The organism is Planococcus sp. ISL-109, from assembly GCF_018613655.1.
In the GTDB taxonomy this organism is placed as follows: Bacteria; Bacillota; Bacilli; order Bacillales_A; family Planococcaceae; genus Planococcus.
In genome coordinates this window covers 77,055-98,795 of sequence record NZ_JAGGPW010000014.1, presented here as the reverse complement: position 1 = coordinate 98,795, position 21,741 = coordinate 77,055, and the positions used below count along the sequence as shown (strand labels likewise).

The following is a 21,741-nucleotide window of genomic DNA, read 5'->3' as shown; positions in this document are numbered from 1 at the left end:
GGATGAAGACTATGCAAACTTTGACGAAACAACCATTGATGGACCCAGACGCACCGAACCGTTCGACCGCCATTGTCGGCGGTGCGAGCTCCGGCTTGCTCAACTGGAACGATATTGCCCATCCGCATATGTACGAGCTGTACCAGGCCTTGCTAGCGAATTTCTGGAAAGCGCAGGAAATCAATATGCAGGACGATATCAAAGGCTGGGACGCGCTGAGTGAAACCGAGAAAGATGTCTTTTTGCGCATCAACACGCAGCTCGCCTCGCTCGACAGCTTGCAGACACCGACGATGACACAAGTGATGGACTATGTCAGCGACTCCAGTTTCAAGTCGATTTTCGCGGTCATCGCCCAGCAAGAAGCGGTTCATACCGAGTCTTATTCGTACGTTCTCAGCTCGCTCGTGCCGCTTGATGAACAAAACAAACGCTTTGATGAAGCAAAGAATGATCCGTTCGTCAGAAAGCGCAACGCTCGGATTCTGACCGCGTACGAAGCGTTCCGCACCGAGCCGAATCTCAAGCATTTATTGAAGCTCGCGGTCAATTCCATCAACCTAGAAGGCATTTATTTCTACGCGGGCTTTGCGTTTTTCTACCACCTCGCACGCCAGCAGAAAATGCTCAAGACGAGCACGATGATCAGCTATATCCAGCGCGACGAGATGCAGCACGCGTATTTCGTTTCCCAATTTATCCGCATCCTCATTGCGGAGAACCCGGAACTGGCGACTGATGAAATGACCGCTTGGATCTGCGAAGAAGTGGCACATGCCGTTGAGCTCGAAAAAGAATGGGCGCAGCATATCCTCGGCGATATCGAAGGCATCGATCTCGCGGAGTTTGGCGACTATGTCGAGTATTTGGCGAACAAACGGCTGCGCCAAATCGGGCTCGGCAATCTGTACGACGTGCGCGACAACCCGATGCCGTGGATCCGCGTGTTCGGCGATGATATGATGAACAGCACAAAATCGGATTTCTTCGAACAGAAATCGCGCGCTTATACGAAAGTATCGGAGTCGAACGGCTTTGATGAACTATAAGCCGCGCGCCGCGATTGTCTACGCCTCTGCAACAGGCCATACTGAGCGGCTCGCTGAAATAGTCGAGCGTGCATTAAGGGAACAAGGGGTCTTTCCGGAAAGCTTTCGGGCAGACCAGTTCAATTCTGCAGAACTATCACGTTACGATATGGTTTTAGTCGGGACTTATACATGGGCGAATGGCGAGATTCCAAAGCAGCTTCACGGCTTGTTTGAAGCATTCGAAAACCTTGGGAAATCGCCTGTTACAGCTGTCTTTGGAACAGGAGACCGCTGCTTCGCCACCTATTGCGGGGCAGTCGATCAGTTCCGGGATATGCTGTATGCTAAGACGGCTCTAGCGGCGACGTTTAAAGTCGAACAGATGCCGTCCACACAAGATTATGCGAGATGTCGGCAGTTTGCAAAAAGTGTAGCGGCAAAATACCGTGAGCACACGCAGCCGCTCGAAACAAGCAAATCATGAAGCTGTTCGCGTTTTTTTCATGCTGTTAGCGGGTATATTGCTAATATCAAATCAAACGGAGGAGGATGAAGATGGCACAGCATAAGTGGTTGAAAGTTGGCGCAGCAGCAATCCTATCCACCGGCATCTTGGCAGCTTGCGGCGGCGACGAAGATGAACCCCAAATGGAACAGGAAACGGACGTTTTACCGGGCAATGACGATGTAGAAGAGACCGATCCCGAACTGGAAATTGACGAAGAAGACGAAATGGAAGAAGACACTGGATATTAAGCCTGTGGAACATAGAAGCTCGGTCAATAGTTTTCCTTTTTTGACGATGTATTTTATACTGAGAAAGAACGGGAAACGATAGCATTTCCGATTCTTAAACGAACCCAAGAACACCGCAGATGAATAACAACAATTTGGTAAAATGGAACAGACTATAGCGCTGATACCAACGCCGAAAAGAACCCAAACTTGGGCTCTTTTCGGCGTTTTCTTTTAGTTTTTGCTTGCATAGGAAAGGGGAAAGAAGTGAAAATTGAATCGATCATTATGGACCTGGCCGAGCGTGTGGGGAGCTTACTCGAAGCAGAAACCGGACGGCACCGCAACGAACGAAGCGGATATTTTCCTGCTGCCGGAAGAACTGCCTGCATTTACTGCAGCGTTGCAGCAATTCCCGATCGCCTTGCCGACAGAATTCGAAAAGCATCGATTCGAACCCGAATATCGTCTGTCTGCGCCTTGTTGCAGAAGAGCCACCAGAACATTTCGCCGCCCGGCTCGCTGCTGCCTTACTGCAGATTGATTAAATAGAGAAAACCGGGATCTTTAAGCATCCGGGTTTTTCATGCGTATTGAAGTTCTGTCTATCATCGTAATTCAAGCAGTTTGATCAGATGGTCGAGGCAGCAAGCGATATAATCCATGCTTAATCGCCGCCATCCCCTTATAATGGAGTTACGCAACATTCCATTTGAAGAGGAGTTTTTCCCGTGATTGTCATCATCGATCATTATGATTCATTTACATATAATCTCGTGCATTATTTCGAGCGTCTCGGAGCCCGCGTTGAAGTGTTCCAAAACGACGCTGCGGCACTTTCAGACATCGAAGCGCTGGCGCCTGAACTCATCGTGCTGTCACCGGGGCCGGGCAAGCCGTTGCAGGAAGGTGCAGGGCGGGAGACGCTCGAATGGCTCAGCGGCAAAGTTCCGATACTCGGGGTCTGCCTCGGCCACCAGAGCATCGTCGAGTTTTACGGCGGCAAAGTCCAAAAAGGCGCAAAGCCCGTGCACGGAAAAGTGTCACAAGTGTCACATAGCGCGCAAGGAGTGTTTGCAGGGCTCGTCTCACCAACATCAGTCGTGCGCTACCATTCGCTCGTTGCAGACAGTGAAACGTTTCCTGCTCTGCTTGAAGTGACCGCGCGGGCAGAGGACGGCAGCATCATGGGCGTCCGTCACCGGGAGTTGCCGGTCGAAGGAATCCAGTTCCACCCGGAATCGATCTTAACGACAGACGGATTTTCCATGCTGTCAACTGCCTATGAAAATGCCCGTGCCTGGAACGCACACAAGAAAGGAGGCGCACACGATGGCCCCTTATCTGCAGTTTGATTTTGCAAAAGAAGACGGGGCACCGGAGGCGATCGCTTTTAGTGAGCCGCTAGTGGTGCTAGAAGCCGCAACGCCTGCAGAAGTCCAACACGTGCTGACAGAAGTCGATCGCTACACCACACAAGGCTATTACGCAGCAGGCTATGTTTCGTACGAAGCGGCGCCGGCATTCCGCCCCGAAATGACCGTGCACGCCGGAGCCGAAATGCCGCTCGCCTGGTTCGGCATCTACAAACAGAAGGAAATGCCAAAACCCAGAGAAGCTACGGGCTATAAAGTGTCCGATTGGCTACTCGAAGGGTCGGTTTCCCGTTACAAAGAAGGCATCCAGAAAATCCGCCAGGCCATTGAAGAAGGCAATACATATCAAGTGAATTACACAGAGCGCCTCACCGCCGGGTTTACGGGTGATGCGAAGTCGTTTTACCAACAGCTTGCGCGCAACCAACAAGCAGATTACGGCGCTTTTCTCAACATCGGCCGCTACCAGATCTTATCTGCTTCGCCGGAATTGTTTTTCCGCATCGACGGCTCGCGCATCCGCACGAAGCCGATGAAAGGGACCGCACCACGCGGTCGGACGAGCAATGAAGACGCGGCAATTTTGGACGTCCTGCTCGAATCGGAAAAAGAACGCGCCGAGAATTTGATGATCGTCGACTTGCTGCGCAACGACATGAGCCGTCTGGCAAAATCGGGAACCGTTAAAGTGTCGAAGCTCTTTGAAGCGGAGAAATACCCGACCGTCCATCAGCTGACCTCAACCGTCGAAGCTGAACTGCCGGCAGAACTTTCCGTATTCGACTGGTTCGGAGCACTGTTTCCGTGCGGTTCGATTACCGGCGCACCGAAAGTCAGCACGATGCGCTATATAGCCGAACTCGAACAAACGCCGCGCGAAGTGTATTGCGGCGCAATCGGCTTTATCACACCGGAAAAGAACGCGGTATTCAATGTGCCGATCCGCACCGTCGTCATCGATAGCGAAACCGATACAGCCCGTTACGGCGTAGGCGGCGGCATCACGTGGGATTCCACATCCGACGGAGAATACCAGGAGCTGCTGACGAAAGCGCGCGTACTGACCGAAAAGCGGCCTGAGTTTTCCTTGCTGGAATCACTCAAGCTCGAAGCCGGGAACTACCCGCTGTTGTCAGTTCACCTCGAGCGGCTGAAAGACTCAGCTTCATATTTCCGCTTTCCGCTGGACGAAGAACAGGTCACCCATATTTTGAATTCACTCGCTGAGCAGTATCCGCACGGCACGTTCAAAGTCCGCATGACGGTCGCTAGGAGCGGCAAAGTCGAAGCACAAGCAACTCCGGTAAAGCCCATAGAACAGCCCGTCCACTGCGCACTCGCGATAACGCCAGTCGACAGCAAAGACGCCTTTTTGTATCATAAAACGACTAACCGCAGCGTCTACGAACAGCATCAGAAAAGAGCGTCCTCCGTTTTTTCCGTCTTGTTATGGAATGAACGGGAAGAGCTGACCGAATTCACCATCGGCAACCTGGTCGCCGAAAAAGACGGCCGTTTCTACACTCCACCCGTATCGAGCGGATTGCTCGCCGGCACCTACCGCCAGCAACTGCTCGACGAAGGCCGCATCGAAACGAAAGTGCTGAAAAAAGACGAACTCCACGCGTTCGACGCCCTCTGGTTTATCAACGGCGTCCGCGGCTGGCTCAAAGTAGAACTGGACACCTATACCAAGTAAAATTAGTAGCTGTCAGAAAACCTCTAAATATGAAACAGGGCAAGAAAAATCAATGATTTTTCTTGCCCTGTTTTTGTTATGGATAAGCTTTTTAAGGATACGACTATGGAAATATTGTTTCGGAAAGACGCCGACGCCTGCCCCCCCCCCCCCGGCAAGCGTGCCCCTGCAGCGCAATCTCCAAACCTACGCTATTACTCAAAATAGGACCGAAAGCGTCCGCTGATATGGAAAGTATATTTCTTTATACAAGTATTTGCGCACAAAATAAGCCGTCCCTTCCATAACGGAAGGGACGGCTTATCAATTAAGTCACACTTGGATCAGTGTTTTTGATTTCAACACTTCTTCGGATTCGGCAATGGCTTCTTGGCGGAACGTATCGAGCATATCGCACGGACGTCCCACAAAATCAATTTTGCCATCTTTCAACTTAACAATACGGTCGGCGAGGATATGTGCGTCTTTTTCATCGTGAGTCACGAAGATGGATGTGATGTTCGCCTTTTTCAAAATTTCCCGAAGATCTTTGCGGATTTTCCCTTGCAATTCGGCATCTAAATTACTGAACGGTTCATCCAACAAGATCAAATGAGGGTTCGGCGCGATGGCGCGGGCAATTGCCACACGCTGCTGCTGGCCGCCGCTCAATTGGTGTGGATAGCGCTTTTCATAATCCTGGAGTTCGACGAGGTCGAGCATTTCGCGCATGCGTTTTTTCTTGTCGGCTTTTTTCATGCCCGACAAGCCAAACATGATGTTCGCGGCAACCGTCATATGCGGGAACAATGCATAATCTTGGAAGACCATGCCGATTCCGCGTTTTTCCGGCTGCAAAAATGTTTTATCGTCGAACAAAGTTTCGTCCTGGATGACGAGGCGGCCATTTTTCGGTCGTTCCAGCCCGGCAAGCAAGCGCAAAATCGTGCTTTTTCCGCTGCCGCTGCGGCCGAGGATCGAAATGACCTCACCTTTTTTGATTTCTAGCGTGAACCGATCAAGTGCAGGGGCCTTTGTATTCGGATAGGAAAAACTTACATCTTCAATGGCGACAAACATATCAATCCATCTCCTTCTCGAGTATCTTATAGAAAATCACAATGGCCAAGGCGCTAATACCGATAATCAAAAGGGAAGCTTGTGACGCTTCCATGATTTTTTCATCACTGGCGTACTGGAATGCTTTTGTTGACAATGTATCAAAATTAAACGGTCTGAGGATTAATGTCAAGGGAATCTCCTTGAGTACATCGATGAAAACCAGGATGAAACCGCTGATAATAGCGCCTTTCATCATCGGCACATCGACTGTGAAAAAGGTCTTTGTCGGACCGGCACCGAGCATGCGCGACGCATCGCGGAAGTTCGTACCGATCTTATCATAGCCAGTTTCGACCGAGTTATAGCCGATTGCGAAGAACCGGATGATGTAGGCGGACAACAGCAAAACGATGCTGACGCTCAGGACGAGTGTCGTCTCGAGCCCGATTGCCAGGTACAGCGGCGCAAGGTAACCGTCTAGTGCGATGAACGCTGTCACGACCGCTACCGCGATGACCGCTCCAGGAATCGAGTAGCCGAGCACTGTCAGTTTCGGCAGAAGTTTGACGTAACGCCCTTGAATCATGCGTGCGAAGTTCCCGACGATGAGGGCGAAGATGACGATGAGCGTCGCGCTAAGGCCGGCGACGAACACCGAGTTTGTCACATAACTCATGAACTCATCCATCGGAATCGTGCCGAACGTTAAAATCGTCCAGTCGATCAACTGAATGACCGGGATGAAAAAGCCGAGGCTCAAAATGACCAGGCCGTAGCCTGTCGCTGCAGCCCCTTTCCAACCGTTTAGCGAAATGAGCTGAAGCGGGCGGACTTTCGTCGAAAAATAACTGTATTGCCGTCTGCCGCGCAACAGCTTCTCGATGAGCAGGATGATGATGACAAAGCCCATAAGCGAGGCGGCAAGTTTGATTGATGTATCTAAATCGCCGAGGCCGAACCAGGATTGGAAGATGGCGGTCGTAAAGGTTTGGATGCCGTAATATTTCACGACGCCGTAATCATTCAGCACTTCCAAGACGACCAGGCTCGCACCGGCAATGATGGATATCCGGGAAATCGGCATCACGACCTGGAAAAATGTGCGCCACGGGCCTTTTCCGAGCAACCGCGTGCTTTCAATCAAGGACGCTGATTGTTCGGATAAATAGACTTGCGTGATTGTATAGACGTAAGGGTATAAAAACATCGTGTAGATAAAAATTGCACCGGGCAAATTCATGATATTGAAATGCGTCGGGTCGAGTTCCATTCCGAAGCCTTCGCGAAGTGTTGTCTGCACGATGCCCGTATAGTTAAGAATGCCGTGATACGTATAAGCACCGATGAACGGCGGGATGGAAAGAGGGAGGATCAATGCCCACTTCAAAAAGCGGCGGAACGGAAAATCATATTGCGCAATCAGCCAAGCGAGGCTCAGGCCGATCAAGATCGTGGTGAACGCCGTAGCGGCGGTCAGGATCAGGGAGTTTGTGACAAACTGCCGCAATACAAACTCTTTCATATGTTCCCAATTGTCGTTGGACGGCATAAACAAGCCGGAGACAATGGTCAAGATCGGCAGGAACAGCAGCACGATGATGATGACTGCTCCTACGGTCCAGATATTGAGATTGGCAAATCTGCGTTGCAAAATCCAGGCACCTCTTTCCAACTCGCAAGAAATCCCTTGCCACGATCACTAGGCGGCAAGGGGCTTTAACTTTGGTTTATTTCCAGCCGACTTCGTTGAACAATAGAATTGCTTTGGCGTTGTTATCGCCGAGTGCGGACATGGAGATGTCCTGCTCTTTGAAGTCACCCCAAGATTGCAGCAATTCGGATGGTTCCACTGCTTCGTTCACTGGATATTCATAATTGACGGCAGCAAATGTTTCCTGTGCTTCCGGTGCGGAGAGGAACTCCAGCAATTTGATGGCATTTTCTTTATTCTTAGCTGATTTTACCACACCTGCGCCGCTGACGTTAACGTGCGTGCCTGTCGTTTCCTGGTTCGGGAAGAATACGCCGAGGCCCTCAGCAACTTCCACTTCCGCAGGGTCCTCTGAGTTCAGCATTTGGCCGTAGTAATATGTGTTCATGATCGCGACATCGCCGACACCAGCTGCGACTGCTTTCGCTTGGTCACGGTCGCCGCCTTCTGGGTCGCGCGAGAAGTTCTCGACCATGCCAGCTGCCCATTCTTTCGCTGCTTCTTCACCGTTTAGTTCGATGAATGATGCGAGCAGGGATTGGTTGTAGATGTTTTCAGAGCTGCGGATCAATACGCGGCCTTTCCACTCATCTTCTGTTAAAGCTTCGTAAGTAGAAAGTTCTGATGGATCAACGCTTTCTTTGTCATACATGATGACACGCGCGCGTTTTGTCAGGCCATACCACATTTGGTCTTCATCCTGGAAGCTTGCAGGAACTTGCTCATCAAGCAGGTCGCTTGAAACCGGCTGCAAAATGCCGTCTTGTTTCGCGCGGTCAAGGCGCCCGGCATCGGCTGTCAAGAATAGATCGGCTTGCGTGCCGTCGCCTTCGCGCTTGATACGCTCAAGAAGTTCGTCCGCTTCGCCTTTAATCAAATTGACTTTGATGCCTGTTTCTTCTTCGAACTGTTTGTAAAGCTGGTCGTCTACATCATAGTGACGGGCTGTATATAAGTTAACTTCGGTGCTTTCGGCAGTTTCTTCACCGGATGTTGCCGGTTCTTCTTCCGAGCCGTTCGAGCTGCCGCATGCTGCCAGCACGAGAATGGCGCTGAGCACTAATAGGGATAAAAGCAATTTCTTCATGGATGTGTCTCTCCTTTGATATGGGTGATGAATCTAACTCAATTGAAAATGAATCTCATTCAAGTGAAAATGATTCTCATTCACAATTATAGCTACTGACAGGACAAAGTCAACCGCTTTTAGGAAGGATTTATAAAATATATGACAACTGTCATTGCCAATTGTGACACAATTGCAAACAGTCAGCTCAATATGGCGGAAAACGAGCGCATCACGCTGCATCTACTGTCAAATAGTAGGGAATGCTACACTTGAATGTGACAATAGAAGCTATAGACAAGCGAAATGGGGCAATTGAAATGGATATGAAAACCTATTTGACACTCGATGCGACCGCAATGGCGGAACTCATCAACAGCGAGCAAGTGAGCCCGAAGGAACTATTGGAACTGAGCTTCCGGCGTTTGGAGGCAGTGGACCCGGCACTCCATGCCTTTACCGCCACGCGCCGTGAGCGAGCGATGGAAGATGCAGTTAATAGAAGGAACGGCATATTTTCGGGCGTCCCGATGGCACTGAAAAACATATCCCAGGCACTGGCGGGCGAGCGTTTGAGCGCTGGGTCGAAGTTGCTTGAAGATTTCCGCCCGGCGCAAGACTCGCATTTCGTGTCACGCTTGAAAGCGGCGGGGCTCATTTCAGTGGGGCACACGAACACGCCTGAATTCGGCTTGAAGAATATTTCCGAACCGGAACTGTTCGGCCCAACGCGCAATCCGTGGAACGTACAACATTCACCAGGCGGCTCCAGCGGCGGGGCAGCGGCGGCTGTCGCATCGGGCATTGTTCCGGTTGCCGGAGCGAGCGACGGGGGCGGTTCGATCCGCATACCCGCATCTTTCACCGGCTTGTTCGGCTTGAAGCCGACACGCGGCAGAACGCCCGTCGGACCGGGGGCGGGACGGCAGTGGCAAGGCGCTTCGATCGACTTCGCGCTGAGCCGGACGGTGCAAGACAGCGCAGCTCTTCTGGATGTACTGCAAGTGGTGCAGCCGGAAGCGGCGTTTCAGGCGCCGCTATTCCCCGGGAAATATACAGAACAGCTGGAGCAAGATTTTGCTGCACCGCTGACAATCGCATTTTCTGTCGAATCTCCAGTCGGCACAGTCGTATCGGAAGAGGCGAAAAAAGCGGTTCTGAAAACGGTGCGCTGGCTCGAGGGGCAAGGGCACCGGGTCGAGGAAGTGACGCCTGGAATCGATGGTATCCAATTGATGCGCGAATATTATTTGATGAACAGCGGGGAAATGGCGCTGCTGCGGATGAATCTCGAGAAATCGCTCGGACGCCGCCTGACGGAAGACGATATGGAGATCGAGTCGTGGCTGCTCGCGTCCGCCGGAACACAGGTATCTGCGGCCGAGTATTCCGCGAGCCTCGCTGCGTGGGATGCGGCAGCGGCGAAAACGGCCGCGCTTCACGAACGCTTCGACTTCTACATCACTCCGGCAACGGCCCATGCTGCACCGGAAATCGGCGAACTGAGCCATTCCCCGGACTCCCGCAGGCGGCTGCTTGAAGCGTTCGGCAAGGCGAGCGACCCGGCGGATCAGCAGGAATTGATTTACGCAATGTTCCTGCCGAGCCTCAGCTATACGCCGTTCACACAACTCGCCAATCTGACCGGCCAGCCCGCGATGTCTTTGCCGCTCCATGTCACCGCAAGAAACTTGCCGCTCGGCGTGCAGGTGATGGCGCAAAAAGGCGAAGAGCACCGTTTGCTCCAGCTAGCTAAACAATTCGAACAAAGCGATTTGTGGGTCGGCCAAAACGGCAATCCGTTTTTTGAATGAACAAAATAGCATTGATTGACCAAAGCTTTCTGCAACCAGCGGGAAGCTTTTTCTCTTTCCTGGCCATCAATCAGTCACCAGGATTTCAAACTTATTTCACAAATGGCCCGTAGTCTGAAGGTATCGAAAAAGGAGGCAACACAATATGAAGTCATTTTATTTAAGTGTATTGGTAATCACAGGCGTACTTGTGCTCGGCGCATGTGGGAGCACAGAGGAAGCGGAAGTGGTCAGCGAATCGCCCGAAACGCAACAAGCCGCAGAAGAAAACGAAATAGCAGCGGAACAGGCAGCTGTGATTGACCGCTTGGAAGAACCGGATGAAGACACCATTTGTGAATACTGCCAGATGACGGTCTACGATGCGACCCATGAACTCGGCGCGTTTACAGCGCAAGGCATTAAAGCGGACGGATCGAATGCGTTTTTCGATGACATCGGTTGCATGCTCAACCAGGAGCGCGTCGACGCTGAAGAAATGGAGAAATTCGTGCGCGATTATGAAACGCTCGAGTGGATTCCATTCGAACAGGCAGTAATCGTCAAAAGCGGGCTGAAAACCCCAATGAATTACGGCTTTGCATTTTTTAAAGACCAAGCAGCTGCCGAAGCTTTCATAGCTGAACAAGGCGATGCGGAACTATCCGATTTTGCTGCGGTCGATGTGATGTCGCATGAACGCCATGAAATGCGCATGGAAAAAATGGGGGAAGGCAATAGCCACGACAGCCACGATCACAGCGACCCCGAAGAAGGCACAGACAAAATGGAGCATGGTGACGAGGACGGCATGAAAGATGACGGCGAATAAGCGGGAGAAGCATTCAGCTGGACGGAGTGAAGTTTTATGAAACGGCTCCTCCTGCTGATGCTGTTTTTGTCGTGGCCGCTTGGCGCAGTGCAGGCGGAAGAAAGTTTGCAGCAAAAAATCGATGCACTTCCCGAAGGTGCAGTAATAGAGCTTGAAGCTGGCGTTTACAATGAAGCAATCACGATAAAAAAGCCGTTGACGATAAACGGCGCTGATGGAGCTGTGTTCCGGGTAGAAGGGGAGAAGCCGGCGATTTCCATAGAGAACACGGAAAATGTGGCCATCCGAAACGTCCAGATCGAACAGGGCGATACCGCTTTGTTGATTCAAGACAGCAGCAATGTCACAGTCGAACGGCTCCGCATCATCGGCGCCGATCAAGCGGCTTCTGTACACCGATCAAAAAAACTGGTCTTGCGCGAGCTTTCGATTGAAGGCCCGGACGGCCATTATTCCGATAAAGGAAACGGCATTGCATTATATAAAAGTGAAGATATCGAGGTATCAGACAATGAAATCCGAAATGTCCGGGACGGCATTTATATCGAACACGCCAAAGGGCTCCGTGCAAGCGGCAACAGCATACAGGACAGCCGCTACGGCGTCCACCTCATGTACAGTGAGCAGGTACAAATCACCGGCAACCACTTTTCGGGCAATGTCACCGGTGTCATGCTCATGATGAGCAACGATAGCCGGATCCATTCGAACATCATCGAAGAGCATATAATGCCGAACGCTTCCGGGCTCGTTTTGTATGATGCGGACACTATCGAAGTGACGGATAACAGCATCACCAGTAATGCGCTCGGCTTGTCTTTGCAAAAAACGGGCGGCTCAACAGTCGCCGGCAACCGCTTTTTCGGCAACCAGATCGGCATGGAATTCATCAACTCGGCAGAAACCAACAAGACTAAAGGCAATGAATTCACCGGCAATATCATTCAGTTGCGCTCGGATGCCCGAGGCGGACAGATAGCCGGCAATTATTACGACGATGCCGCATTGCTCGACCTCGACGAAGATGGCTACGGCGACACACCTTATACGGCGATGCAAAGCTATGGGCAGTGGATGGTGAGGGAGCCGGTCTATCAATACTTCACCGAAGCGCCGGCTGTCGTGTTATTGAACGAAATGGACCGTGAGATGAACCGCCTCACGAGCCTCGTGTTGATCGATAACAGCCCGCTCATGGAAGCGCCGTCGGATTTACAGACATCGGCATCAGTTTCGCTATGGCGGCTCGTGCTTGGTGCAGCCGTCATGGCATTTGCAGCATTTATTTGGAGAAAGGAGAGCGCAGGATGAAAAAAATAGCACTCATCATCGCCGCAGTGATCGGACTTGCCGGCTGCGGCGAAACGGATCTTACTCCGCGCGCCATCCAAGCCGAAACGGACGTCTGCGCGGTCTGCAATATGAGCATTACTTACGAAGAGTTTGCGGGACAATTGATCGAACAGGACGGCGACCATTTCGTTTTCGACGATTTGGGCTGCCTCATTGAACACATTAACGGAATGGACCAGACAGAGCTAGGTGCGGCTTTCATCAAAGACGCCGTGACGGATGAATGGCTCAATATCGAACGGGCAGCGTATGTTTACGCGAAGGACGAGTGGACCCCGATGGCTTATCACGTGCTGGCGTTTGAAGACGAACAGGCAGCAGAAGAATGGCTTGATTCAGGACGCGAAGGGGAGCTTTTGACGCTTGAAGATCTGTACGGCTTTGACTGGGGGAACCACCATTGAACGGCAGCTTTACGCGGCTTGAATGGCGGCAAATGCTCAGGAGCCGCTGGTTGCAACTCGTCGGCTTATTATTCGTTTTCGTTTTTGCGGCGGTCATGACGATACAGCAGCTCGCCGTTCCGCCATCCGCCGGATTCAGCCGGCAGGCAGCCGCCATGTTCAACGTCCAATTGTTCCTATTGCCCTTATTTTTGCTGACAATCGGCAGTATGAACATCGCGGGGGACGCCGAATCGGGTTGGCTTCAGCTGTTGAAAACCTACCCGATGAAGATGAGCCGCTATATTGCCGGCAAATACTTGGCGCTTGCGACTGCATTTTTGCTCATCGTGCTGTTGGCGCTCGGAGCAGTGCTGTTGCTCAGCGGAATTGCCGGCCCCCTTGCCGGCATGGGAGTATATTTCATGAGCTCCATGCTGCTCATCTTCATTTTTGCGGCACTGGCGTTACTGATCGGGGCCATAGCGAAAAATCGGCTGCATGCGCTCGCGCTGTCGCTGGTGTTTTGGGCCGCGTGGCTTTTGCTCATCCCATATGGACTGATGGCGCTCGGCACGTATCTAGCGGGACATCTCGTAAAAACATTCATCATCATGAATATCCATGTGAATCCGGTCGAATGGGTGCGCTTCTGCTTTTTCCTCGCGACTGGAAACGGTGATGCGCTTGGGCCGGCGTTTTACGGACTGACTTCATTTTATACCTCACCTGGAGGAATGCTGCTTGCGGTGCTGGTCACAGCGGCATGGATTATATTGCCGCTTGCATCCGCGGCGTTCGTATTGAAAAGGAGGAAACGGCAAACATGAGGCTCAAAGTCGACAGATTGACAAAAGTCTATAAAGGCGGGCAAGGCATCCGCGATCTGAAGTTGGAGCTGAAAGCTGGAGAAATCACCGCCTTGACCGGTGCGAACGGTGCCGGGAAAAGCACGCTTTTGCGACTGCTGACAAAAGAAGAAGAGCCGACTTCCGGCATGATCGATTGGTGCGGCGATGAGACGGTCAATGTCATGCCCGATGAACTTCAGTTTCCGCCGGAACTTCGGGCAGGGGAAGTGATCCATCTGCTTGCTGCGCTGAAGAAGCTGCCGGCTTCAGAAGAGGAGCGGGTGCTGCGGCGCGTTGGCTTGTATGATGTGAGGGTCCAAAAAGTGAGCCGCTTCTCAAAAGGCATGCGCCAGCGCCTCAATCTCGCACAATGCCTGCTCGGTCCGGCAACGCTCCTATTGCTCGATGAGCCGACCAATGCGCTCGATGTCGAATGGATTGCCCGGCTGCAGGATATTCTCGAAGAAGAGCGGGCACTTGGCAAAACCATTTTGTTCACGACGCATCTCGAGCGCTTCGCAGAAGAAGCGGCGGACCGGATAGTAAAGTTGTAGTATAGAAGAAACCAAAAAAAGCCCTGGAAAAGAGATCCTTTTCCAGGGCTTTCGTATAGCTTAAGAAGAAACGGTTTGTTGCGATGTGCGCACTGTTTCTTCTTTTTCGTAATTGCGTTCGACGCGACGGATGTCCATGCGGATCAATAGAGATAAGACGAGCGCAATGGAAACGAGGACGACGAAGATATAAAATACCGGAACATAGCTGTTAGTAGCTGAATATACTTGTGAAACGATCGCTGGCCCGATGATGCCGCCAAGAGACCAGGTCGTCAGCAAGTAGCCGTGGATGGCGCCAAGCTGTCTTGTGCCGAACATATCGCCGATGAACGCCGGCAAGTTCGAGAAGCCGCCGCCGTAGCAGCTGACGATGAGCAAGATGAAGATTTGGAAAATGATGACGTTCGTAATGCCCGGAAGCATAAGGAACGCAACGATTTGAATGATAAAGAATAGCATGAACACAGTCGGGCGTCCGATGTAATCGGAAATCGCTGCCCAGCCTAGGCGTCCGCCACCGTTAAAAATACCCATGATGCCGACGAGCGTCGCGGCACCGGCAGCTGTTAAGCCAACCATTTCCTGCGCCATCGGGGAAGCGACCGAAATGATCATGATCCCAGCGCTGACATTGATGAGCATCATCGACCATAGCATCCAGAAGCGGCGTGTTTTGACCGCTTCTCTTGCTGTCATCTGCGACAAGTCTTTTTTCATCACTTTCTTGCCTGAAGCAATATCCGCTTCCATGCCTTGAGGCATCCAGCCTTTAGGCGGCGGCGCGATATAAGAAGCACCAATGGAGATTAAGATGAAATAGCTGATTCCGAGAATATAGAAGGTCGTCGTAACACCGACCGAGTCGATCAGGTTGGCTGCGACCGGGGCGGTGATGAGTGCACCGGCGCCGAAGCCCATAACGGCCATGCCCGTCGCCAAACCGCGGCGGTCAGGGAACCATTTGACGAGTGTGGAGATTGGCGCGATATAGCCGACACCAAGCCCCATCCCGCTCATAAAGCCGTATGTAAGAAGAAACAGTGGGAGAGAATCGATTTGTGTCGCGAATCCGGCGCCTGCTTGTCCGAGACCGAACAGCACTGCTGCCACCATGGCGGATTTACGTGGCCCGTTCTTTTCGACAAAGCCGCCGAAGAATGCTGCGGAAATACCACCGAGCGCCATCATGATAGTGAAGGCATATGTAATTTCTGTCGGTGACCAGCCCATCGCTTCACTGATAGGTCTTGTATAAACACTGTAGGCATAAGCAGCACCGATCGACAATTGGATGGCGATGGCGGATAACGCGATCAGCCATCTGTTCTTGTTAGTATGCATTGTGAAATTCCTCCTTCATTTAGTAAAACTGTTCCCTCGAGAATACACGCTTTTCACTATTTCGACAAACTAATTTTCAGAATAGACAAACCGCTTTGATAAAAAAGTGATATTTCTGTTAAAAGTAGGAGGGGTGCGTTACCCGCAGAACGAGAGAATTCTAGCTTTTTCAATGAAAATTGGAGAATTACACCAAAAAGAAGTAAGCGTTTTCAGAAAAATCCGAATTAAATTGGGGATATTTACTCATTTTTCACTGAGAGAGAAATTCCCTCATCTGAAGGAGAGATTTCTTGTCCAAGTGACAAATGAGCTAGAGGAATCCAGTGTTTACGCGGTTTTCAAGCGAAAATCTGCTAGGATTTATTCTATTCAAAGATATTCTGTTTCAGACATTGTTTTATCTCTTTTGGCTTAATAAATGCTATTTTAGTCATAATTATTATTTTGAAATAGTAAAATCATAAAATTTATTATTACGGGAGTTTCCGGTTTTTTGCATCAACTAAGTTTCAGCTGGACGATGTCGCGTAGATGGGCCATATGCTCTTTGCGCCGCTAAACTTCTCTTTATATAGAAGAAAACTTCATTAGAATTCCGATAGCCGCTTTTTCGTATGCACCGACACTTTCTCATCCATTACATAGGATTGGAGAAAGTCGAGAAACTGCTGGGCCGCCTTTGTATGGAAGCTGGAGCGGTGGGTGATGTAATGGAAGCGGCTTTTGTTCGGGAAATCCGACAGGCAGATGGCGCCGATCGTACCGGCTTTCGTTTCGCTTTTGACGGTGGATTCCGACAGATAGGAAATGCCGAGTCCGAGCGCAACCGATTCTTTGATGGTCTGCGAGCTGCCGAAGCTCATCACTTTTTTCGGTGCGATGCCGAGCTGGGCGAACAGTTTGTCGGTGACGTCGCGCGTTCCGGAACCGGGCTCGCGGATGATCCACGTCTCCGCCTCGAGCAAGTGGCGATCGACTTGCGTATTGCGGATAATCGGATGGTTCGGCGGTGCGATGATGACCATCTCTTCTTCTGTGAACAATTCGATGTCGACTTCCGTACTGCTCGCTTCCCCTTCGACGATAAACCCGATATCGAGTTCCTGCTTATGGGTTTGTTCGATGATTGTTTTGGAATTATGGATGGTGATGTTCGGTGTGACGTTCGGGTGGCGTTTATTGAACGCGTAAATGATGGCCGGCAAAAAGTATTCGCCGAACGTGTAGGCGGCTCCGATCGATAAGGGCATCGCCGTCGACGGTTCGAGTTCCATCAAGGCAAGCTTTAATTGATCGTATTTCAAGAGGATTTCTTTCGCCTGTCCATACGTCACTTGCCCGGCATCGGTCAGCTGGACGTATTTATTGCTGCGGTCGAACAAGCGGACCCCGAGCTTTTTCTCCAGCGCCTTGATGCTTAAGGAAATGGCAGAAGGTGTCATGTGAAGCAGTTCGGCCGCGCGGGTAAAGCTTTTTTGCTCAGCTGTCGTGACGAAAATCGCTAGTTTGTGGTCCATTAATGCACCTCCGATGAGTTTTATTAATCATACCATTAAACATATTTAATTTTACTTATCAATTAGATTTTAGTAAAATTTGAATAATACAAAAATAACATTTTTATTCGATATCATGAAATTTTATACAATCGAATGAAAAAACTTTGGGAGGAACACACATGGATTATTTGAATCATCCGCATCCAGGAAAGCGCCATACCGTATTCGGCAAAAAAGGCATGGTGGCGACATCACAGCCGCTTGCAGCACAGACAGGACTTGAAATTTTGAAAAAAGGCGGCAACGCCATCGATGCGGCGATTGCGACAGCCGCGACATTGACGGTCGTCGAACCGACATCAAACGGAATCGGCGGAGATGCGTTCGCACTCGTTTGGGTCAAAGGCGAATTGCATGGTTTGAATGCATCCGGCCAGTCTCCGCAGGAACTGACGATCGAAGCAGTGAAAGCGAAAGGCTACGATAAAATGCCGACACACGGATTGGTGCCGATTACAGTACCCGGCGTCCCAGCCGCATGGGCGGAGCTATCGAAGCGCTTTGGCAAACTGTCGCTCGCGGAAACATTAGAGCCGGCAATCCGCTACGCGGAAGAAGGTTACCCACTGACGCCGATACTCGGCAAGTTTTGGAAAAAAGCATATGACACCTTCAAAAAAACCTTCACCGATAAAGAGTTTGAAGCCTGGTTCGAAACCTTCGCTCCTGATGGCCGTGCGCCCGAAATCGGCGAAATGTGGAAATCTCCGGGCCACGCCGACACGCTACGCAAAATCGGCGACACCGATGCGAAAGCTTTTTACGAAGGCGAACTGGCAGACAAAATCGATAGCTTCATGACCGAGCACGGTGGTTTCCTCAAAAAAGCGGACCTTGCGGCGTACAAGCCGGAATGGGTCAAGCCGATTTCGACCAGCTATAAAGGGCACGAAGTATGGGAAATCCCGCCGAACGGCCAAGGCATGGTCGCGCAAATGGCGCTTAACATCTTCAAGCAACTGGATGAACCGCTATGGCAGAATGCCCATACGTATCACCAGCAGATCGAAGCGATGAAACTGGCCTTTACGGACGGACAGGCGTACATCACCGAACAACAAGACATGCCGGTAACGGCCGAACATTTATTGTCCGACGATTATGCGGCGAGCCGCGCCAAGGAAATTGGCGACGAGGCACTCGACCCGCAAGCGTACGAACTGCCAAAAGGCGGCACGGTTTATTTGGCGGCAGCTGATGAAGAAGGCAATATGATCTCTTACATCCAAAGCAATTACATGGGCTTCGGCTCCGGTATCGTCATCCCGGGAACAGGCATCGGCCTACAAAACCGCGGCGCTGATTTCTCGCTTGATGAAACTCACCCGAATGCGTTAAAGCCGGGTAAGCGCACGTTCCACACAATCATTCCAGGCTTTTTGACAAAAGGTAATGAAGCGGTGGGGCCATTCGGCGTGATGGGCGGCTATATGCAGCCTCAAGGCCATTTCCAAGTGGTCACGAACACCATCGACTATCTGCTCAACCCGCAGGCGGCGCTCGATATGCCGCGCTGGCAGTGGATGGGCGGCAAGAAAATCACCGTCGAAGCGGAATTCCCGAACTATCTCGCGCAGCAGCTTCAGCGCAAAGGGCATGACGTCGAAGTGATGGCCGATAGCGGCGTGTTCGGCCGCGGCCAAATCATTTGGCGCGACCCGAAAACAGGGGTGCTGTCAGGCGGCACGGAATCCCGGACGGATGGGGCGATAGCTGTTTGGTAAACGAGCAAGCCGTCAAATCGATTGACCTCACGATGGCGTTCTTCCGCGCTGGGATGCTCGGCTTCGGCGGCGGCCCGGCAGTTATTCCCATCATGCAGCGCGATGTCGTAGACCGTTTCGGCTGGATGACGGATGACGATTATGGCGATACGATCGCACTCGCGAATACGATGCCCGGGCCGATTGCGACCAAGCTCGCTGGCTATATCGGCTACCGTGTGGCGGGATTGCGCGGCTGTTTGATTGCACTCGCGGCATCGATTCTTCCGACCGTGGCGATGATGATTCTGCTCCTCGGTTTATTGCAGAATTACAAAGACCTGCCGTGGGTGGCGAATATGTCGAACGCGGTCGTTCCGGTCGTCGCCGTTATGCTCGGCGTCTTGACCTGGAACTTCATCCAGCAATCTGAAGCAGCACTCGGGCGTGGCCGGGCAATTCTATTAATCGTCCTGTCGATCGTTCTGCTTGAAGTGCTCGGCGTCCATCCGGCATTCCTGATTGCCGGTTTGATTCTCATGGTTCTTGTACCATTCATTAAAAGGACGGTGAGCCAAAAATGATTTACTGGCAGATTTTCCTGGCATTTTTCATTCCCGGCATTCTTGGCTACGGCGGCGGGCCAGCATCAATCCCGCTCGTCGAAAGGGAAGTCGTCGGCCGTTATGGCTGGATGAATACACAGGAGTTCAGTGAAGTGTTGGCGATCGGCAACGCTTTGCCGGGGCCGATCGCCACAAAAATGGCTGGCTATATCGGCTATGCCGAAGGCGGCATACTCGGTGCCATCGTCGGCTTGTTCGGCGCTGTTGCTCCGTCATTGATCTTGATGATTGCGCTCATGGCTATTCTCTTCAAATACAAAGATTCACGCGAAGTGAAAAATATTTCAAAAGTCGTCAAGCCCGTCATTGCTGTGTTGATCGGCGTCATGACGCTCGACTTTATCCTGACTTCGGAAGCCGCACTCGGCGGCGTCCAAACGGCGATCCTCATGATTGTCAGCTACCTGATGCTGGAAAAATGGAAGCTTCACCCCGCACTGGTAATCGGACTCGCCTTATTATACGGCGCCCTTACCGGAATCTCATAAAAAAAGGAGAATGCAATATGAAACGAAACAATTTGAAAAAAATGGCTCTCGCTACAGGGGTCTCAGCAGTCGCATTCGGCCTTGCAGCTTGTTCAGGAGAAGACAGCGGCGCAGCCGTCGAGAATTACCCGGAACGCGAAGTGGAAATGATTATTCCTTGGGCTCCGGGCGGCGGCAGTGACATCGAAGGGCGTCTCGTCGCGGAACATGTAGGCACTCATTTTGACGAATCATTTGTTGTCATCAATGCACCTGGCGTCGGCGGAACGGTCGGCTTGGAGGATTTGATGGAAAGAGAAGCGGACGGCTATAGCATCGGCCAAGTTCACGAAGGCCTGCTCGTTGCGCATCATACGGGTATCACATCGATCAACTACGACGATTTTGCACCGATTGCTGCAATGTCCGCATCCGATCAAATTCTTGCGGTGTCGAACGACCTCGACATCGATAACTTGGAAGAGTTCGTGGAATACGGAAAAACAAACGAAGTACGCTTCGGCGGAACGGTCGCCGGCATCCCTCGCGTTTGGGTTGAACAGCTCGGCCGTGCACTTGAGATCGAATACAACCTGGTCGGTTATGAAGGCTTGACGGAAGCGATTCAAGCACTTGCGGGCGGTCATATCGACGCAGCGATTGTCGATTATTCTTCCGCCAATGAATTTGTGGAAGCGGGCCATATGAAGTTTCTAGCAATCGGCACATCGGAGCGCATCGAACGCTTGCCGGATGTTCCGACATTCGTGGAAAGCGGCTATGATGTTACGATGAGTTTGAACCGCGGATACGTGGCACTAGCAGACACCGACCCGGCGATTATCGAAGAATTGGCTGCATCATTTGAAGAAGCCTCTAACGATCCGGCCTATATCGAGGCCGTGCAAAACGTTGGGACCGAAGTCGACTTCATGGGACCGGAAGCTTACCGTGCCCACCTTGATGAGCAAGATGCAATCATCAGTGAAATTGTTCAAGACCTCGAGTAAGAGTGTAATACAGGGATTTCAAAAGCAGGAAGCTTAGGGGTCTGAATGGACCCCTTTTGCGTTCTTTCTTCAATCCGGGAAGAAGGGGAGGAACAACATGGGGGAAATAGTAATAGGTCTCGCATTAATTGCGCTTGGGTTGGTCATTTACTTTCAGTCAACAGATTTTCCAGCGCTCAGTGAAGTCCATCTCGATGCCGGCTCCTTTCCGCAGCTCGTAGCCGTGCTGTTGATTCTGTTGTCGCTCTTGCTGGTCATTAAAAAAGTGTTTGAGCTTATGCGGTCAAAATCGACTGGGGAGCAGCCATCCGCGGGCGAGAGGTTTCGTGAATTCTACTGGGAATACAGACTGGTCATCCTGACCTTGCTCGTTTTCCTTGTGTATATATTCATCATTCAATTTATAGGCTTCGTCGTATCGACCATTGCCTTCATCATTTTTACAGGCTTGTTGGTCGGCTCGCGTGCGAAAAAAGACATTCTCGTCATCAGCATCGTCTCTGTCGCCGTTACGCTTGGAACGTATTTCTTTTTTGAAAATGTCCTAAACGTCCGATTCCCATCTGGAATCTTCTTTTAACCCACACCGAAAGGAGGTCTTTCT

22 protein-coding genes are annotated in these 21,741 nt (G+C 51.3%); 17 read left to right on the top strand and 5 right to left on the bottom strand.

Annotated elements, in window-relative coordinates; all coding sequences use genetic code 11:
- Positions 1-2 precede the first annotated feature (2 nt).
- The 6 genes from J7E21_RS10925 to pabB all read left to right on the top strand — a co-directional run bounded on the left by J7E21_RS10925 (position 3) and on the right by pabB (position 4,841).
- Positions 3-1,049, top strand: a complete 1,047-nt coding sequence (locus J7E21_RS10925) for a ribonucleotide-diphosphate reductase subunit beta (RefSeq protein WP_215107528.1) — start codon at positions 3-5, stop codon at positions 1,047-1,049.
- Positions 1,039-1,515, top strand: coding sequence for a flavodoxin domain-containing protein (locus tag J7E21_RS10920; RefSeq protein WP_215107739.1), 477 nt, complete (start codon positions 1,039-1,041; stop codon positions 1,513-1,515). The genes J7E21_RS10925 and J7E21_RS10920 overlap by 11 nt, the downstream gene beginning before the upstream one ends.
- Before the next feature lie 71 nt (positions 1,516-1,586).
- Entirely contained in the window at positions 1,587-1,787 is a 201-nt protein-coding gene (locus J7E21_RS10915; RefSeq protein WP_215107526.1) for a hypothetical protein, read from the top strand.
- A 253-nt stretch (positions 1,788-2,040) separates the two neighbouring features.
- Positions 2,041-2,310, top strand: a complete 270-nt coding sequence (locus J7E21_RS10910; RefSeq protein ID WP_215107524.1) for a hypothetical protein — start codon at positions 2,041-2,043, stop codon at positions 2,308-2,310.
- 187 nt (positions 2,311-2,497) lie between these two features.
- Positions 2,498-3,121: an anthranilate synthase component II gene (locus J7E21_RS10905; protein WP_215107522.1), complete on the top strand. Its 624-nt coding sequence runs from the start codon at positions 2,498-2,500 to the stop codon at positions 3,119-3,121.
- Entirely contained in the window at positions 3,099-4,841 is a 1,743-nt protein-coding gene (gene pabB, locus J7E21_RS10900) for an aminodeoxychorismate synthase component I (protein ID WP_215107520.1), read from the top strand. Before J7E21_RS10905 ends, pabB begins: the two co-directional genes overlap by 23 nt.
- A gap of 312 nt (positions 4,842-5,153) precedes the next feature.
- On the opposite strand, the gene J7E21_RS10895 is transcribed toward pabB, so the two are convergent.
- The 3 genes from J7E21_RS10895 to J7E21_RS10885 all read right to left on the bottom strand — a co-directional run bounded on the left by J7E21_RS10895 (position 5,154) and on the right by J7E21_RS10885 (position 8,680).
- On the bottom strand, positions 5,154-5,900 hold the full coding sequence (locus J7E21_RS10895; RefSeq protein ID WP_215107518.1) for an ABC transporter ATP-binding protein: 747 nt from the start codon (positions 5,898-5,900) through the stop codon (positions 5,154-5,156).
- A 1-nt stretch (position 5,901) separates the two neighbouring features.
- A complete protein-coding gene (locus J7E21_RS10890) occupies positions 5,902-7,533 on the bottom strand; it encodes an ABC transporter permease (protein WP_215107516.1) in 1,632 nt (543 codons plus the stop codon).
- Between the two features lie 76 nt (positions 7,534-7,609).
- Positions 7,610-8,680: a Fe(3+) ABC transporter substrate-binding protein gene (locus J7E21_RS10885; protein WP_215107514.1), complete on the bottom strand. Its 1,071-nt coding sequence runs from the start codon at positions 8,678-8,680 to the stop codon at positions 7,610-7,612.
- A gap of 299 nt (positions 8,681-8,979) precedes the next feature.
- On the opposite strand from J7E21_RS10885, the gene J7E21_RS10880 reads away from it, so the two are divergent.
- The 6 genes from J7E21_RS10880 (at position 8,980) to J7E21_RS10855 (ending at position 14,425) form a co-directional block, all read left to right on the top strand.
- Entirely contained in the window at positions 8,980-10,473 is a 1,494-nt protein-coding gene (locus J7E21_RS10880; RefSeq protein WP_215107512.1) for an amidase family protein, read from the top strand.
- Between the two features lie 145 nt (positions 10,474-10,618).
- On the top strand, positions 10,619-11,284 hold the full coding sequence (locus tag J7E21_RS10875; RefSeq protein ID WP_215107510.1) for a nitrous oxide reductase accessory protein NosL: 666 nt from the start codon (positions 10,619-10,621) through the stop codon (positions 11,282-11,284).
- Between the two features lie 36 nt (positions 11,285-11,320).
- Positions 11,321-12,595, top strand: a complete 1,275-nt coding sequence (locus J7E21_RS10870; RefSeq protein WP_215107509.1) for a right-handed parallel beta-helix repeat-containing protein — start codon at positions 11,321-11,323, stop codon at positions 12,593-12,595.
- Complete coding sequence (locus J7E21_RS10865; RefSeq protein WP_215107507.1) at positions 12,592-13,041, top strand: nitrous oxide reductase accessory protein NosL; 450 nt, start codon at positions 12,592-12,594, stop codon at positions 13,039-13,041. Before J7E21_RS10870 ends, J7E21_RS10865 begins: the two co-directional genes overlap by 4 nt.
- The gene (locus J7E21_RS10860; RefSeq protein ID WP_251047959.1) at positions 13,038-13,850 is read left to right on the top strand and encodes an ABC transporter permease; all 813 of its coding nucleotides are present in this window, start codon (positions 13,038-13,040) and stop codon (positions 13,848-13,850) included. Before J7E21_RS10865 ends, J7E21_RS10860 begins: the two co-directional genes overlap by 4 nt.
- Positions 13,847-14,425 (top strand): ATP-binding cassette domain-containing protein, encoded by a 579-nt coding sequence (locus tag J7E21_RS10855; RefSeq protein ID WP_215107505.1) that lies wholly within the window; start codon positions 13,847-13,849, stop codon positions 14,423-14,425. Before J7E21_RS10860 ends, J7E21_RS10855 begins: the two co-directional genes overlap by 4 nt.
- A gap of 60 nt (positions 14,426-14,485) precedes the next feature.
- On the opposite strand, the gene J7E21_RS10850 is transcribed toward J7E21_RS10855, so the two are convergent.
- Complete coding sequence (locus J7E21_RS10850; RefSeq protein ID WP_215107503.1) at positions 14,486-15,769, bottom strand: L-lactate MFS transporter; 1,284 nt, start codon at positions 15,767-15,769, stop codon at positions 14,486-14,488.
- A 590-nt stretch (positions 15,770-16,359) separates the two neighbouring features.
- Positions 16,360-17,289 carry a LysR family transcriptional regulator gene (locus J7E21_RS10845; RefSeq protein WP_215107500.1) on the bottom strand — a complete coding sequence of 310 codons (930 nt, stop codon included), beginning with the start codon at positions 17,287-17,289 and terminating at the stop codon, positions 16,360-16,362.
- A gap of 161 nt (positions 17,290-17,450) precedes the next feature.
- Between J7E21_RS10845 and J7E21_RS10840 the strand changes: the two genes are divergently transcribed.
- The 5 genes from J7E21_RS10840 (at position 17,451) to J7E21_RS10820 (ending at position 21,717) form a co-directional block, all read left to right on the top strand.
- A complete protein-coding gene (locus J7E21_RS10840) occupies positions 17,451-19,055 on the top strand; it encodes a gamma-glutamyltransferase family protein (protein ID WP_215107498.1) in 1,605 nt (534 codons plus the stop codon).
- A gap of 32 nt (positions 19,056-19,087) precedes the next feature.
- On the top strand, positions 19,088-19,618 hold the full coding sequence (locus J7E21_RS10835; RefSeq protein ID WP_215107735.1) for a chromate transporter: 531 nt from the start codon (positions 19,088-19,090) through the stop codon (positions 19,616-19,618).
- Positions 19,615-20,148, top strand: coding sequence for a chromate transporter (locus J7E21_RS10830; RefSeq protein ID WP_215107496.1), 534 nt, complete (start codon positions 19,615-19,617; stop codon positions 20,146-20,148). Before J7E21_RS10835 ends, J7E21_RS10830 begins: the two co-directional genes overlap by 4 nt.
- Before the next feature lie 17 nt (positions 20,149-20,165).
- The gene (locus tag J7E21_RS10825) at positions 20,166-21,137 is read left to right on the top strand and encodes a Bug family tripartite tricarboxylate transporter substrate binding protein (protein ID WP_215107494.1); all 972 of its coding nucleotides are present in this window, start codon (positions 20,166-20,168) and stop codon (positions 21,135-21,137) included.
- A gap of 97 nt (positions 21,138-21,234) precedes the next feature.
- The gene (locus tag J7E21_RS10820) at positions 21,235-21,717 is read left to right on the top strand and encodes a tripartite tricarboxylate transporter TctB family protein (protein ID WP_215107492.1); all 483 of its coding nucleotides are present in this window, start codon (positions 21,235-21,237) and stop codon (positions 21,715-21,717) included.
- The last annotated feature ends 24 nt before the right edge of the window (positions 21,718-21,741 follow it).

Bases quoted from the DNA above. Each gene is read 5' to 3' on its own strand.
- J7E21_RS10925 (WP_215107528.1), top strand. From the start codon at position 3: ATGAAGACTATGCAAACTTTGACGAAACAACCATTGATGGACCCAGAC.
- J7E21_RS10920 (WP_215107739.1), top strand. From the start codon at position 1,039: ATGAACTATAAGCCGCGCGCCGCGATTGTCTACGCCTCTGCAACAGGC.
- J7E21_RS10915 (WP_215107526.1), top strand. From the start codon at position 1,587: ATGGCACAGCATAAGTGGTTGAAAGTTGGCGCAGCAGCAATCCTATCC.
- pabB (WP_215107520.1), top strand. From the start codon at position 3,099: ATGGCCCCTTATCTGCAGTTTGATTTTGCAAAAGAAGACGGGGCACCG.
- J7E21_RS10895 (WP_215107518.1), bottom strand. From the start codon at position 5,900: ATGTTTGTCGCCATTGAAGATGTAAGTTTTTCCTATCCGAATACAAAG.
- J7E21_RS10885 (WP_215107514.1), bottom strand. From the start codon at position 8,680: ATGAAGAAATTGCTTTTATCCCTATTAGTGCTCAGCGCCATTCTCGTG.
- J7E21_RS10880 (WP_215107512.1), top strand. From the start codon at position 8,980: ATGGATATGAAAACCTATTTGACACTCGATGCGACCGCAATGGCGGAA.
- J7E21_RS10875 (WP_215107510.1), top strand. From the start codon at position 10,619: ATGAAGTCATTTTATTTAAGTGTATTGGTAATCACAGGCGTACTTGTG.
- J7E21_RS10870 (WP_215107509.1), top strand. From the start codon at position 11,321: ATGAAACGGCTCCTCCTGCTGATGCTGTTTTTGTCGTGGCCGCTTGGC.
- J7E21_RS10865 (WP_215107507.1), top strand. From the start codon at position 12,592: ATGAAAAAAATAGCACTCATCATCGCCGCAGTGATCGGACTTGCCGGC.
- J7E21_RS10855 (WP_215107505.1), top strand. From the start codon at position 13,847: ATGAGGCTCAAAGTCGACAGATTGACAAAAGTCTATAAAGGCGGGCAA.
- J7E21_RS10850 (WP_215107503.1), bottom strand. From the start codon at position 15,769: ATGCATACTAACAAGAACAGATGGCTGATCGCGTTATCCGCCATCGCC.
- J7E21_RS10845 (WP_215107500.1), bottom strand. From the start codon at position 17,289: ATGGACCACAAACTAGCGATTTTCGTCACGACAGCTGAGCAAAAAAGC.
- J7E21_RS10840 (WP_215107498.1), top strand. From the start codon at position 17,451: ATGGATTATTTGAATCATCCGCATCCAGGAAAGCGCCATACCGTATTC.
- J7E21_RS10835 (WP_215107735.1), top strand. From the start codon at position 19,088: ATGGCGTTCTTCCGCGCTGGGATGCTCGGCTTCGGCGGCGGCCCGGCA.
- J7E21_RS10830 (WP_215107496.1), top strand. From the start codon at position 19,615: ATGATTTACTGGCAGATTTTCCTGGCATTTTTCATTCCCGGCATTCTT.
- J7E21_RS10825 (WP_215107494.1), top strand. From the start codon at position 20,166: ATGAAACGAAACAATTTGAAAAAAATGGCTCTCGCTACAGGGGTCTCA.
- J7E21_RS10820 (WP_215107492.1), top strand. From the start codon at position 21,235: ATGGGGGAAATAGTAATAGGTCTCGCATTAATTGCGCTTGGGTTGGTC.